The sequence below is a fragment of the Hydrocarboniphaga sp. genome (assembly GCF_028291725.1).
Classification (GTDB): Bacteria; Pseudomonadota; Gammaproteobacteria; order Nevskiales; family Nevskiaceae; genus Hydrocarboniphaga.
Genome location: NZ_JAQGNT010000029.1, coordinates 1 through 14,823, shown reverse-complemented (window position 1 = coordinate 14,823; position 14,823 = coordinate 1). Strand labels below are relative to the sequence as shown.

Sequence of the window (14,823 nt, the reverse complement as noted above, 5' to 3'; positions counted from 1 at the left end):
CAATTTCTGGTGCCGCGGGGACGCTTAGAACGTGTAGTCGAAGCGGACGCCGTAGATGGAGAGGGGCGCGGCCGTATCGTTGGTGCCAAAGTCAGTGCGGAAACGAGAAGCGAGGTAATCCTCGTTCAGAACATTTCGGCCGAAAGCGGTCACGCGTAGCTGCCATGGTTCGTAGAGATAGCTCAGGTTGATCCCGAGCGTTCCATACGATTTCTGTTCGACGCTTGAGTCGGCCTGAGCCAAATAATAGAAACCGCTGTTGTAGTAGTAGTCGAGCCCAATTTCGATCGGCCCCCGATCGCTTGAGATGGTCTGCAGCAAACCCGCTGTGCCCGAGAACTTTGGCGAGCGTACGACGGGATTGCCGGTATAGTCGTTGTTGCCGGTGAAAAGACCGGTTGTCGGGTTGAATCCGGAGCCGTTGGTGTAGCTGGTGTATTCAGTATCGAGGTAGGCGGCGCTGGCCGTGGCTACCAAGCTGCCGAAGCTCATGTCGGGAAAGAGCTGAACGACAGTGTCGAAATCCATACCGCGAATGCGCTCACCACCTGCGTTCTCGAGACGGACCGCACCGCCGGCGACCAGGGATACGACCTGAACCTGGGGCTGGTCGATGTCATACCAGAATGCGGCGGCATTGAGGTCGACTAGACCGTTGAAGATGCGGGTCTTGGCGCCGACTTCATACGCTTTGATCTTGGTGCCGTTGACCTTCTCCGGCGCGTTGTAAATGTTGATGGTATTGAAGGTCGAACTGGTGGTTGCCGACTGATAGTTGACGTAGAAGAGCGGTGCGTCTCCGAGCCATTCCACCTGGGGGCGGAAATTTAGCGACACTTTCGGATCGAACTTCTTCGTCGTATCACGATAGGCAGGATCGTCGTAGCCGCTGTAGTTCTGGAAAGGAATGGGTGTCGTGGTTCCATTCGTATTTCGGACGCCGGAGCTTGACCGGTCGATGATTCGCTGCTCGTCTTGAAACCGACCGCCCAATGTGAGGGCAAACCAGTCGGTGATATGCGCGGTCGCCTGCGTGTAGTAGGCGATCGACTTCGTGTCCAATAGGCCTACGAAATTGAGCGCCACGCCGGTCGGGATCGGCGCCAGTCCAAGAATGGGTGAAAGCACGTTCTGCAGAGCGCTCGGAATCGGCAGGCCAGCCACGGTTCCGCGCGATAGGTCGATCGAGCCCACCGCCAGGAAAGCGGGATCAAAACCGGCATGCGACTTGAAGTAGTAGACGCCAAAGATGTATTCAAGCCACTCGGAGTAGGGGCTCGACTTATTGGACAGGAGCTGTAGTTCGCCGGTCTGTACATCCGCGAATCCGGGGTTGGACTCGAACTTGGCCAAAGGAACCGGCGAGCCGTCGAAGTCATATGTCTGGTTGTTGGTGGCGAGCTGATCGCTGGCCAGGACCTTGATATCAACGATGCTGGTGCTGAACGTAAGGTCGCCGAAGACCGTACGATTCCGGTTACGCAGGAACAGGTCCTCGTTGTTAACGCCATGCCGCGCGTCTTGCGGCCGAATCAGTGCAGAAAACAGCAGCGTCGGCTGTGTGTTGACGGCAAAAGTGTCGCCGCTATTCTGCGCCAGATGATAGTAGTTCAGCCGAGCCTGGAACCACTCGTTCGGTTTCCAGATTGCCTTCAAGCGATAGGCGTCCGACTCCTGGCGAGGCAGGGGGTCACGGTTGATTCCCTGCGTTCCATCAAGGTACGACTCGCCGTTGTTGTAGAGCCCTGATGCACTGACGGCGAAGGTCTCCCCAAGCGGTACGCTTGCATAGATACGCGACTTGAACGAATTATTCTCGGCATAGCTACCGCCGACCTGGAACTCGGGCTCCTCCAGATTGGGCGCCTTGGTATCGATCTTGATAGCGCCGCCGAGCGCATTGCGGCCGAACAGCGTTCCTTGCGGACCCTTGAGCACTTCGATGTGATCGACCGATCCGAAATCCTGAACCTGGCCCAGAGCAAACGGAAAATACACACCGTCGATATAAGTCACGACGCTGGGATCGCCGAGAATGAACGCGTCGGAGCCGACGCCGCGAAGGAAGGTCGACGCGAAACCTACTTGGGTTGTAACGGTGAGGCCCGGGGTGATCTTCGGCAAATCGGCGGAGTCGATGACCTGCTTGGCGTCAAGTTGGGCGGCACTGAATGCAGCGACCGAGATCGGCACGTCGCGCAGGTTCTCCTCGCGCTTCTGGGCCGTAACCACGACCTCTTCCACCAGGCGGCTGCTCGACGGCGCCCGAGAGATTTTATCCGGCGGAGTGTCCGAGGCAACCGGGATCGTATCTAAAGTGGCAGCCTCCGCAGGCGCGGGTGCGGGTTCTACAGGCGTCTGATCGGAAGGCATCTGATCGGAGCCCGGCGGCGCGGAGGCCGGATCGGCCTCGGCAGCAGGCGCGGCCCCGGTGTCGGTTGCCTGGAGCTGAGCATTGGCATCCCAGGTCATCGCGCACAGCGCAAGCACAAAGGAACTCTTACGGACCATCATGTAAACCTCCAGCTTTTTCGCAATTCATCGGCGCGTGAAGGCCACTCGGCCTCGCAATGCGCACTCGTTATCGGCATACCGCTATTTCGGTTTTATGCGGTCGACGGGACCACGAGTACCGCCTCGAAATGGGCCGCTTACCTGTCCTGTATTTCTATATCCGCTCAATGATGATGGCGGGTGCCATACCGCCGGCGGCGCACATGGTCACCAGGCCGAACTGACGGTCGCGGCGCTCCAGCTCATCGAGCACGGTGCCGATAAGAATCGAACCCGTCGCGCCGATAGGATGGCCAAGCGCCATCGAGCCGCCGTTGACGTTGACCTTGTCGCGATCCACGTTGAGATCGCGAATGAATTTCTCCGTGACCACCGCGAAGGCCTCGTTGATTTCGAAAAGATCGATGTCCTTGAGGGAAAGGCCTGCCTTCTCCAGCACCTTGCGGGCTGCTGGAACCGGTGCGTTGAGCATTAGCGTCGGACAGTCGCCCATGTTCACGGACGCGACGACACGAGCGCGGGGCTTCAGACCATGAGCTTTCGCATAACTTTCCGAGGCAAGGAGCAAAGCGGCCGATCCGTCCACCACGCCGGACGAGTTGCCGGCGTGGTGGACATGGCGAATCTCGAGGCCCGGATATTTCTGCAGCACCAGCTTGCGATACGTTGTGCCGTTCGCATCCAGGGGCTGATCGGCCATCGCGGAAAACGAGGGTTTAAGCGCCGCCAGCGATTCGTAAGTCGTGCCGGGGCGGGGAAACTCCTCGCGGTCGAGAGCCAGCGTTCCGTCCTCGTGATAGATCGGAATCAGAGAGCGGCTGAAATACCCTCCGCGGATGGCAGCGTCGGCGCGTTGCTGGCTTAGCAGGGCGAGTTGGTCCAGTGCTTCGCGCTCGATGCCCTCCAGCGTCGCGATCGCGTCCGCGCTCACGCCTTGCTGCGGCATCGGATGCAGCGCTCGCAGATGAAGATTTTCACGATCCATGAACGGAGAGGGTATGGGGCCGACCATATTGATCGACATCATCTCGGTGCCGCCGGCAACGACCAGATCCTGCATGCCGCACATGATGCTGGCCGCTGCGTAACTGACCGTCGTGATGCCTGAGCCGCAGAATCGCGACAGCGTCACGCCGCTGGAACGGACGTCGTATCCCGCATCCAGAGCAGCCATGCGGCCCAGATCGTTGGACTGGGGTCCGACCTGCGTGCTGGTACCCCAGAGTATGTCTTCCACGTCCGCGGTATCGATGCCGCTACGCTCGGCGATGGCCCTTAGGACCGCAGCACTCAGGCGTTGCGGATGCAGGCTCGACAAGGCCCCCTTTCCTGCTTTGCCAATGCCACGCGGACTGCGGCAGGCATCGATGATCCAGGCCTCGGATGCGGTTCTCGCCCTCATCGTCATTTCCCCTGCCATTGAGGCGCACGCTTCTCGGCAAAGGCTTTTGCGCCTTCCTGCGCATCGGCACTCTTGAAGACCGGGTCGGTGTACTGCAGCTGCAGGTGGAACATTTCTTTACTCGACCAGTCCTGCGATTCGTTGATTAGCTTCTTACTCGCGGCCACGGCCAGCGGGCCGTTCGTCGCGATCTTCGCCGCCATCGCAAGCGCAGCCTGCAAAGCACCACCTGGTTCGGTGACCAGGCTGACCATCCCGAGCTCATATCCGCGTTGCGCCGAGAGGAAGTCGCCGGTAAGCGCAAGCTCCATGGCGATACGCGAGGGCATCTGTCTAGGCAGACGAATCAGCCCGCCGGCCTTTGCCATGAGCCCGCGCTTTACTTCGGGAACCCCGAACCTGGCCGACGAAGCGGCGACGATCAGGTCGCAGGCGATCGCCATTTCAAACCCTCCACCTACGGCATACCCCTCAACCGCAGCGATCAGCGGCTTGGCCGGCTGCGCCTCGGTTAGGCCGCAAAATCCTCTGCCTTCGATGACAGGACGATCGCCGGTGATGAAGCCCTTGAGGTCCATACCGGAGCAGAAAGTACCGCCGGCACCAGTCAGTACGGCTACGCGCAAAGCCGGATCGGCGTCGAGTTCATCCATCGCCGCGGCGATGCCCAAGGCCACGGCGTGATTCGCCGCGTTCTTTGCCTCGGGTCGGTTTATGGTGACGACGAGAATCCCGCCTTCCCTGGACGTGATTACTTCCTGCTGCATCGTTCTCCCCTCAAATGTGACGGTCGCGCCACATCTGTCAGTTGGCGTCGGCGACGATCGTTCGATCGACCGTCGTAGCGTGCTCGCCGGCCTGATCAGCAACAATGGTTGCGAGCAACAAAAAAGTAGGCTGGCGATAACAGCGCTCGCTGGCGGGCCCAGCAAGCTGCGCGAGCGGGAACTTCGTCTCGCGATGCCCGTTCGGTCGATCGTCAGTGCATCTGGGGGCGATTCGATTGCTGCTGTATTCCTCGACTTCGGGCCTTCATCCGCGGAACTCCCGGATATCGACCTACCGGGGCATGGGTATCTACAGATCATCCTGCTCGCGTGTAGGTTGGGGTGAGCGCAGCGAACCCCAACGGGTGTCCGCGCCGATGTTGGGGTTCGCTATGCTCACCCCAACCTACTCAACGGATGCCCGCCTTCGCGGGCAAACGTCGGCAAAGGGTTGCCGACCTACGAGCGGCACAAAAAAACCCGGCGCGAGGCCGGGTTTTTTTGTGCCGCTACTTCAAGCTACTGGCAGGCTTCGCAATCCGGATCGAGGATCGAGCAGACCTTGGCGCCGCTGACGTCGGTGGTCGATAGCACGCTGCTGGCCGGCACCATCATCGGTGCCGATGCAAGCGCCGCCGCGGCAGCCGAAGAAGCTGCCGAGGCCGAGCCGACCTTGTTCAGACGGCCGTCGGTGATCGTGGTCTTCTCGGTGTGCGTGGCGCCCATCGTGCGCAGGTAGTAGGTCGTTTTCAGACCCGATACCCAGGCGTGCTTGTACAGCTCGTCGAGCTTCTTGCCGCTGGGCTGCGCCATGTACAGGTTCAGCGACTGTGCCTGGTCGATCCACTTCTGGCGCCGGCTGCCGGCATCGACCAGCACCTTGGCGTCGATCTCGAATGCGCACTTGTAGAGCGCCTTGATCTCGGCCGGAATGCGGTCGATCTTCTGCACGCTGCCGTCGTAGTACTTGAGGTCGTGGGCCATGACTTCGTCCCACAGGTCGATCTTCTTCAGATCGTTGACCAGGTACTCGTTGACCACGGTGAACTCGCCCGACAGGTTCGATTTGACGTACAGGTTCTGATACGTCGGCTCGATCGACTGGCTCACACCGGTGATGTTGGCGATGGTCGCGGTCGGCGCGATCGCCATGGTGTTGCTGTTGCGGATGCCGGTGGTCTGGATGCGCGTGCGCAGCGCCGCCCAGTCGAAATCACCGGACATGCTGATGTCCTGCTTCAGGTACGCGCTGCCATTTATATTGTTCACGCCACCGCGCGACTTGGCCAGGATCGCGATCGAGTCGATCGGCAGGATGCCCTGATCCCACAGCGAGCCCTTGAAGCTGTTGTAGGCGCCGCGTTCCACTGCCAGATCGGCCGAAGCCTTCAGCGCGTAGTAGCTGACCGCTTCCATCGACTTGTCGGCGAAATCCACCGCCGCGTCGCTCTCGTAGGGCACGCGCATCTTGTACAGCGAGTCGTGGAAACCCATCACGCCCAGGCCGACCGGACGATGGCGCAGGTTGGAGTTGCGCGCGGTCGCGACCGAGTAGTAGTTGTACTCGATGACGTTGTCGAGCATGCGCATCGCGGTGTTGATGGTGCGCTCGAGTTTGGCGGTGTCGAGCCGGCCGTCGACGATGTGCGCCGGCAGGTTCACCGAGCCGAGATTGCAGACCGCGATTTCCTGGCCGGCCTTGGTGTTCAGCGTGATCTCGGTGCACAGGTTGGAGCTGTGCACGACACCGACGTGCTGCTGCGGCGAGCGCAGGTTGCAGGCGTCCTTGAACGTGATCCACGGGTGGCCGGTTTCGAACAGCATCGACAGCATCTTGCGCCACAGCGAGGTTGCCTGGGTGCGCTTGAAGTTCTTGATGCGGCCTTCGTCCGCGAGCTTCTCGTACTGCACGTAACGCACTTCGAAAGCTTCGCCGACCAGGTCATGCAGATCGGGCGTTTCTTCCGGGGAAAACAGCGTCCACTGGCCGTCTTCCATGACGCGCTTCATGAACAGATCCGGCACCCAGTTGGCGGTGTTCATGTCATGCGTGCGGCGGCGGTCGTCGCCGGTGTTCTTGCGCAACTCGACGAACTCCTCGATGTCGCGGTGCCAGGTTTCCAGGTAGGCGCAGACCGCGCCCTTGCGCTTGCCGCCCTGATTCACGGCAACGGCCGTGTCGTTGGCGACCTTGAGGAACGGCACGACGCCATTGCTCTTGCCGTTGGTGCCCTTGATCCAGCCGCCCATGCCGCGCACCGGCGTCCAGTCGTTGCCGAGGCCGCCGGCGTACTTGCTGAGCATCGCGTTGTCGCTGATCGCGCCGAAGATGCCGTGCAGATCGTCCGGCACCTGGGTTAGATAGCAGCTCGACAGCTGCGGGCGCGGCGTGCCGCTGTTGAACAGCGTCGGCGTGCTGCTCATGAAGTCGAACGACGACAGCAGTTTGTAGAACTCGATCGCGCGCGCTTCGCGGTCGATCTCATTCATCGCCAGGCCCATCGCGACGCGCATGAAGAACGCCTGCGGCAGTTCGAAGCGCACCTTGCGGCTGTGGATGAAGTAGCGGTCGTACAAGGTCTGCAGGCCCAGATAGTCGAACTTGGCGTCGCGCTCGGCCAGCAGCGCCTTGCCCAGCGTGTCGAGGTCGTACAGCGCCAGCTTCGGGTCCAGCAGTTCCAGGCTCACCGCGCGATGGATGTATTCGCGGAAATACTCCGGATACAGGCCCTTCATGTCTTCCAGCGTCGGATGCGTCTCCGACATGCCAAGGAACTTGGTCGCCTCGTGACGCAGGCCGTCCAGCAGCAGACGCGCGGAGGCGTAGGTGTAGTTCGGCTCTTTCTCGATGCGCGCGCGGGCGGCGAGGGTGACCGCCTGCGACAGCTCGACTTCCGGAATGCCGTCGTACAGGTCGCGCAGCGCAGACGCCATGATCTCTTCGACGCTGACGCCGCTCAGGCCATCGGCCGCCTCAAGGACCACGCGCTGGATGCGTTGGGTGTCGAGCGGGTGCAGGCTGCCGTCGTCGAACTTGACGCTGATGCCAGGGCTGGCCAACGCCGGTGCGCTCTTGGCGGCCTCAGCGGCGCGGGCGCTGGCGCGTTCGGCGCGGTAGATGACGTAGCTGCGCGCCACCTTGTGCTCGCCGGCGCGCATCAGCGCCAGCTCGACCTGGTCCTGGATGTCTTCGATATGCACGGTGCCGCCGCCGGACATATGGCGGGTCAGCGCCTGCACGACCTGCTGGGCGAGCAGCTGCACGGTTTCACGCACGCGCGCGCTGGCGGCGGCCTGGCCGCCTTCCACGGCCAGGAAGGCCTTGGTCAGCGCGATCGAGATCTTGGTGGAATCGAAGCCGGTGACCTTGCCGTTGCGGCGGATCACCTTAATGCCGCCCGGTGCAACCGCGGCCAGTTCGGCGGTGGTAGCGGGGGCCGCCACGACGGGGCGGCGTAGGTCATTGAATTCTTGGGTATGTGTTTGCATAGCTCCCCTTTTTTAGTCGCTGTGGAGTCGGTTCTTCCAGGCGGGGCTGAACCGTTCGGTAACAATATCTAGTGGTTCGGCGCTCAGTCAACCCCAACATAGTGTGTCCAAAGCGGTGCATTGCCTGTGGGTGACTTGTGGATGAAATGCCTGCGAGCAAGCAAGAACGGGGTTTTGCGGGGTGTCCGGATCGGGGCAGGGTTTCATGGCTAACCCGAGAGTCAGATAAGACAGCTGACGAACGGCGAAGTGCCGCGGAAGATCGTAGGGCTTCAGACTCCCGCTCGTCATTCCCGCGAGGGCGGGAATCCAGGGTTGTCTGAACGTCACTCGCCGAATTGCAGGTGCCTCGATAGCAACTGGATCGCAACTGGCATGGAGCTGGCTACAATGAAGGCTCATCTATAACAATAGCTTTTACAGGAGCTTGCACATGATCGTCCCCGTGCTGATGGCTGGCGGTTCCGGCACCCGGCTGTGGCCCTTGTCTCGCGAGCAGCACCCGAAGCAGTTCCTGAAGCTGCTCGGCGAGCACAGTCTGCTCCAGAGCACGGCCTTGCGCGTGGCGGCGGTCGAAGAAACCGCGCCGCCGCTGGTCATCGGCGGCGACGCTCACCGCTTCGTCATCGCCGAGCAGCTGCGCCAGGTCGGCCTGGAAGGCGCAACCGTGATGCTCGAGCCGGAAGGCCGCAACACCGCGCCGGCCGCCGCGGTGGCCGCGCACTACGCGACCAGCAACTACGGCCCGCAGGCGCTGGTGTTCCTGATGGCGGCCGACCAGGCCGTGACCGACAGCGCCGCCTTCGTCGCGGCGGTCGAGGCCGCGGCGGTGATTGCCGCGACCGGCAAGATCGTGACTTTCGGCATCAAGCCGACCCATCCGGAAACCGGCTTCGGCTACATCAAGGTCGGTGCGGCGATCGACGGCGGCGCGTTCGACGTCGCCGCGTTCGTCGAAAAGCCCGCCTTGGAAAAGGCCGAGGCCTTCATTGCCGAGGGTGGCTACTACTGGAACGGCGGCATGTTCATGTTCCGCGCCGACGTGTTCCTCGACGAGCTGAAAAAGCTCGAGCCGGAAATGTACGCGGCCAGCCTGCAGAGCTGGAACCACGCGGTGAAGGACATCGATTTCGTGCGCCTCGAGGTCAACGCCTTCCGCAAATGCCGCAACGAATCGATCGACTACGCGGTGATGGAGAAGACCCGGAACATCGCGCTGGTGCCGCTGGACGCGGGCTGGGACGATGTCGGCTCCTGGACCTTCCTCGGCAAGCTCCCGGCCAACGACGCCGCCGGCAACCGCACGCGCGGCGACGTGATGCTGGAAGACTGCAGCGACAACCTGGTGCACGCCAGCACGCGCCTGGTCAGCATGATCGGCATGAGCGATACCGTCGTCGTCGAGACCGAGGATGCGATCCTGGTCGCGCCGCGCGGCCGCGTGCAGGAGGTCAAGAAAATCGTCGCGCGCCTGAAGAAGGACAAGCGCAGCGAGGCCGAGACCAGCCCGCGGGTTTATCGCCCCTGGGGTTCATACGAAACCGTCGCGCTGGGCGAGCGTTTTCAGGTCAAGCGCATCATCGTCAAGCCGGGCCAGAAGCTGAGCCTGCAGATGCATCACCACCGCGCCGAACACTGGATCGTGGTCAAAGGCACGGCGCGGGTCTGGTGCGGCGAGAAGAACTTCCTGCTGTGCGAAGACCAGTCGACCTACATCCCGCTGGGCCACACGCATCGGCTGGAGAATCCGGGCAAGGTGCCGCTCGAACTGATCGAGGTGCAGTCGGGCGTGTACCTGGGCGAAGACGATATCGTGCGTTTCGAGGACATCTACGGGCGCACGCCGGCGGCGGCTCCAGTCAAGGTTTAGCGGTAGGTTGGGGGTAGGTTGGGGTGAGCGCAGCGAACCCCAACGATCACCGCCAGATCAGGGCCAGCGCCGCGAGTAGGTTGGGGTTCGCTGCGCTCACCCCAACCTACTCGGTCTTCGCTGCCACTTTGGTCGACGCCGCATCGAAGATCTTCTCTGCGTTCGCCGACAGGAAATTGCGGAAGATCAGCGGCGCGCCATCTTGTGCCCACAGCTTGCCGCCCCAGGCATTGCTCGCCTGGTTGCGCTCGATGATCTCGACGAACTGTTTCTCGGTCTGCGCGCTGCCGACCGAGCCATCCGCCTCCAGCACCGGTGTCGCCATCGTCGCGGCTATCGTCGCGGTCTGGCGCAGCAGGCTGCCGGCTGCTCCCTGGATCGCCGGCAGCATGCGGAAGCCGCGTTGCTTCATCGCCGCGGTCATCGCCTCTATGCCGGAAAAACCGGCCGCGTAAACGTCGATCGTGACGTGGTTGAAGTCGGCACCCAGCGCCAGCGCGCTGGCCGCTTCGCCGGACACCGCCGCCACGGCTTCGAGCAGCGAGCGCTTCATCGGCGCGCCGTTGCGATGCATCAGCTTGTGGACGAAATGCTGCACGAAGCGCTCGGCGTCGGCCTCACCTAAGCCGCCCTCCGCCTCGGCTTTCTCGAGCAGCGCCACGAACGGAGCGTGATTCACAGCTGCCGCCTGTTCCGCGCAATCCGCCTCGATCAGCCGGGCGACGTCTGGCGGGAACGCCGGCAGATCGACCTGCGACACGAAGATCTTGAACTGTCGCGAATCCTCGCCGAGCACCTGCAGATCGAAGCTGACCAGCTTCTTGCTTGGGAACGAGTAATCGAGCTCCTTGCGCAGACCGATCACGCCAGCCGCGCGCACGATGAGCTCGCGCAGTGCCGGGTCCGCGGTGCGGATCGCGCCGTGATCGTTCAGGAAGACGCCGCCGTTGCCGGTCACCAGTTTCTGCAGCTCGACGAAGTCCGGAACCTGGGCCGCGAACTTCGCCGTGGCCTCGCCGACGAAGCGTTCGCGGAGCGCCTGCGGCGCCAGCCGATTTGAGAGAGACGTCATAAGCTCCTGCATTCAGAGAGGCGCGCAGTGCACAGCCGATGCGGCCAGCGTATGCGTTCCGGCGACCGGAAAAAAGGGCCGGCGGCGCGAGCCCGCATTGCGCATACAATCGCGCATCTTCCCGCGGCCCTGAAGCTTCAATGGCATTCCAGAAGCATTGCCCCGGCTGTTTCCATGACAAGGGCGGCGTCGCCGTCTGCCCGGTCTGCGGCTATGACGAGTCGCTGCCCAGGCCGCCGCTGTTCCTGCCGCACGGCATCATCATCGGCGGGCAGTACCGGGTCGGCCGCGTGCTCGGCCAGCCGGGTGGTTTCGGCATCACCTATCTGGGCTGGGACATTCACCTGCAGCAGCGCGTCGCGATCAAGGAGTTCCTGCCTCGCGACATCGCCACGCGCCACCCGGGCCAGCTCGACGTGGTCACGCAGACCGACGAGACGCGCAGCAATTTCGAGTTCGGCAAGGAGCAGTTCCTGCGCGAGGCGCGCATCGTCGCCAGGCTCGATCACCCGAACGTGGTCCGCGTGCGGGCATTTTTCAACGCCAATGGCACCGCGTATCTGGTGATGGATTACTACGAGGGCCTGTCGCTGGGCGAGTACCTGTCGCGGGTGCGCAAGATCATCGAGCCGGCGCTGGCGGTGCCGCTGATCCGGCCGGTGCTGGAGGCGCTGCAGTTCGTGCACGAGCACGGCGTGGTGCATCGCGACCTGAAGCCGCACAACATCTATCTGGCCACGGTCGGCAAGCCGATCGTGCTGGATTTCGGCGCGGCGCGTCAGGCCGCCGGCGAGCGCCAGCACAGCATGTCGGTGGTGCTGACCGACGGCTATGCGCCGCTCGAGCAGTACCAGCGCCGCTCCGCGCAGGGGCCGTGGACTGACGTCTATGGTGCCGCCGCGACCTTGTACCGGATGCTGACCGGAGCCGCGCCGCCGACGGCATTGGACCGGCTCAGCGACGATCCACTGGAGCGCGAAGGCTGGGTCGGCATCCCGGAATCGCTGCGCCCGGCGATGCGGCGGGCGCTGGCGCTGACGCCGGAGGCGCGGTTCCAGACGGCCGCCGACTTCATCGCGGCGCTGGACGAATACCGGCCCTTGCTTGCGCCGCCGGCGACGGGCGAAGGCGCTGTCTCGGTGCCGCCGCCAGCCGCGGCAACACCGCCGCCGGTTCCCGTCCCAGACCCAAGCCCCGCGCCAATCCCAAGCCGCGCTCCGCCGCCGATCACGCTGCCGCGCCAGGAGCCGCCGGTACCCGCAGCGAGCGCTCCGGTCATTGCGGTGGCGGTGACTGCGCCGTCACCGCCACCGCCAGCCGCCGTCGAAGCATCGGCCGCCGCGTCCCGCCATCACGCGCAGATCGAGGCGGTGATGCAGGCCGAGGAGTTGCCCGACGCCGAGGAACCGCCGCCGCCGCCGCGCCGCGATTACCCGCTGCGTCCGCCGAGCGCTCCCGAGGCGCAGGCATCGACCCGTGTTCCGGCAAGGCCGGCGCAGCGCGCAGCGCCGGAGCCGCCGCTGCGCGATCCGGCAGCCGAGACACGGCCCGCGTCGTGGACCGTGCTGGCGATGCCGCTCGCGCTGATCGCCGGCCTGGTGCTGCTGGTCGGCGGCCTCGTGTACCGGATCGTCAACGGCCCCGAACGCAGCCTGCCGACGATGGCCGCGACCGATACCGCATCGGTGCCCTTGGTTGCCGCGCGCGCCGCCGTCGCGCCAGTTGCCGCAGTGAACACGCTCGCACCACCACCGCAGTTGCCGCAGATGCTGCAGCTGCCGGCCGCGTCGGCGCGGATCGGCGACGATCGCGGCGACACCGCGGAGCGGCCGGCGCATGCGGTCGGCCTCGCCGCGTTCGCGATCTCGGCCGATGAGATCAGCGTCGAGCAATTCGGCCAGTTCGTCAGTCAGGCCCGGTACGACAATCCGCAATGGGCGCGTTACGCCTGCGAAAGCGCCGGCGCACGCAAGCCGAGCTGGAGCGAGCCGGGCTTCGCGCAGAGCGGTAGCCGGCCGGTGGTCTGCGTCAGCGCGCCGGACGCGCGCGCGTACGCGCAATGGCTGAGCCGGGCCAGCGGCCTGCATTTCCGTCTGCCCACCGAAGCCGAATGGGAATACGCGGCGCGCGGCGGCAGCAGTTCGCGTTTCTGGTGGGGCGATGCGTATCAGCCGGCGCAGGCCAGCTGCGCCGGCTGCCCGCAGGCGCGCACCGGCCCGCTGCCGGCCGGCAGCTGGCCGCGCAACGCCTACGGCCTCGCGGACACCGCCGGCAACGTTCGCGAATGGACCTGTTCGGCCTACGCGCCCTACGGCGGCGGTGATGAGGCGCAGTGCGCCTCCGAATACGAGCGCCTGCTGAGCGTGCGCGGCGGATCGTGGATCGAGAATGCCGACGCCTTGCGCTCGGCGCGCCGCACCGCGATGGACGCCGATCATCGCAATGTCTGGACCGGTTTCCGCATCGCCCAGGATCTGGTAGTGCCGCGCTGAGGCAATAGCGCAAAGCGTAAGCATTCCGCCGCGCGTTTTTCTCGCCTTTATTGCGGCGCTCGCTCTAACATCCTGGCGTGACCGACGCCACGCCTTCCTTGCCCCAAGCGGCTGCCGAGTCGGCCGCCACCCGCGATCCGTTCCGCCGGCCGGTCCGCGAAACCGCGGACGGCGAGGCCCGCATCCGTCCGTTGGATCTGCCGGGCGAGGGCGTCGAAGAAACCGATGCGCTGCGCTACCCCTTGCTGGTGCTCGCGCTGCTGTCGGTCGCGCTGGTGATCAGCCTGGCGTTTTTGCGGCATGAGGCGGTGACGACGTCGGGTTTGCCGCCGCTGACCGGGCTCGAGCGCAGCCATCTGCCGGAGTTGCTGGACATTCCGGCCGGCCGCCTGGAGCAAACCGAGCCGCCGGCCCGTTTCGAGATCGCGCCGTTCCGCATCAGCCGCACCGAGGTCACGGTCGAACAGTTCCGCATCTTCGTGCTGCACACCGGCTACAAGAACCCGGCCTGGGCGGATTTCCCGTGCCTGGGCAGCTCGCAGGATCTGTCATGGAATCAGCCGGGCTACGAGCAGGCCGAAACCTATCCGGCGGTCTGCGTGTCGGCGCGCGATGCGCTGGCGTTCACCGCCTGGCTGTCGAAAGAAACCGGCATCGCGATGCGCTTGCCGACCGAACTCGAATGGGAATACGCGGCGCGCGCCGGCAGCAAGACACGCTTCTGGTGGGGCGACGAATACGATGCGCAATATGCCGACTGCGTCGGCTGCGATACGCGGGCGCCGCAGCATCCGGCTTATGTCGGCTCGCGTCCGGCCAACGATTTCGGCCTGCTCGACGTCGCCGGCAACGTGCGCGAATGGACCTGCTCGCCGTTCGCCGCGCCGGGCACCGGCACGCCGGGACAGTGCGCTGCGACGTTCGACGAGGCGACCAACCTGGTGGTCCGCGGCGGCTCCTGGCAGGAGCCGCAGCAGGCCTTGCAGCTGAGCAATCGCGGGCCCTTCGGCGCCTGGCACCGCAACGTCTGGACCGGCTTCCGCGTCGCCGCGTCGGCCGGCCGCTGACGGCCCCGGGTTTCACCGGGGCTGCTAGAACGCCATCTGGAAGCGCATCTGATAGGCGGCGGGTTCCTGGCCGTCGAAGGCATTGCCTTCGCGATCGAGCTTGAGGACGGTGACGTAGTTGGCGCTGACGCGCATGAAGCTGTTGAGGTA

At 64.2% G+C, this 14,823-nt stretch carries 8 protein-coding genes; 3 read left to right on the top strand and 5 right to left on the bottom strand.

Going from position 1 to position 14,823, the window contains the following annotated elements:
• Positions 1-24: 24 nt before the first annotated feature.
• The 4 genes from JWQ90_RS08285 to JWQ90_RS08270 form a co-directional block, all read right to left on the bottom strand.
• Positions 25-2,514, bottom strand: a complete 2,490-nt coding sequence (locus JWQ90_RS08285) for a TonB-dependent receptor (RefSeq protein ID WP_299691968.1) — start codon at positions 2,512-2,514, stop codon at positions 25-27.
• 154 nt (positions 2,515-2,668) lie between these two features.
• Positions 2,669-3,916, bottom strand: coding sequence for an acetyl-CoA C-acetyltransferase (locus tag JWQ90_RS08280; RefSeq protein ID WP_299691965.1), 1,248 nt, complete (start codon positions 3,914-3,916; stop codon positions 2,669-2,671).
• Positions 3,917-3,918: 2 nt separating this feature from the next.
• Positions 3,919-4,683 (bottom strand): crotonase/enoyl-CoA hydratase family protein, encoded by a 765-nt coding sequence (locus JWQ90_RS08275; RefSeq protein ID WP_299691962.1) that lies wholly within the window; start codon positions 4,681-4,683, stop codon positions 3,919-3,921.
• A gap of 519 nt (positions 4,684-5,202) precedes the next feature.
• Positions 5,203-8,172, bottom strand: a complete 2,970-nt coding sequence (locus JWQ90_RS08270) for a ribonucleoside-diphosphate reductase subunit alpha (RefSeq protein ID WP_366919471.1) — start codon at positions 8,170-8,172, stop codon at positions 5,203-5,205.
• A 427-nt stretch (positions 8,173-8,599) separates the two neighbouring features.
• Here JWQ90_RS08270 and JWQ90_RS08265 point away from each other — a divergent pair, with 427 nt between their 5' ends.
• On the top strand, positions 8,600-10,042 hold the full coding sequence (locus JWQ90_RS08265) for a mannose-1-phosphate guanylyltransferase/mannose-6-phosphate isomerase (protein ID WP_366919470.1): 1,443 nt from the start codon (positions 8,600-8,602) through the stop codon (positions 10,040-10,042).
• 106 nt (positions 10,043-10,148) lie between these two features.
• Here the strand turns inward: JWQ90_RS08265 and JWQ90_RS08260 are convergent, their stop codons facing one another.
• Positions 10,149-11,114, bottom strand: coding sequence for a DUF1338 family protein (locus tag JWQ90_RS08260; protein ID WP_299691952.1), 966 nt, complete (start codon positions 11,112-11,114; stop codon positions 10,149-10,151).
• 140 nt (positions 11,115-11,254) lie between these two features.
• Between JWQ90_RS08260 and JWQ90_RS08255 the strand changes: the two genes are divergently transcribed.
• Together JWQ90_RS08255 and JWQ90_RS08250 are read left to right on the top strand one after the other, a co-directional pair.
• A complete protein-coding gene (locus JWQ90_RS08255) occupies positions 11,255-13,606 on the top strand; it encodes an SUMF1/EgtB/PvdO family nonheme iron enzyme (RefSeq protein WP_299691949.1) in 2,352 nt (783 codons plus the stop codon).
• 77 nt (positions 13,607-13,683) lie between these two features.
• The gene (locus JWQ90_RS08250) at positions 13,684-14,673 is read left to right on the top strand and encodes an SUMF1/EgtB/PvdO family nonheme iron enzyme (RefSeq protein WP_299691946.1); all 990 of its coding nucleotides are present in this window, start codon (positions 13,684-13,686) and stop codon (positions 14,671-14,673) included.
• The last annotated feature ends 150 nt before the right edge of the window (positions 14,674-14,823 follow it).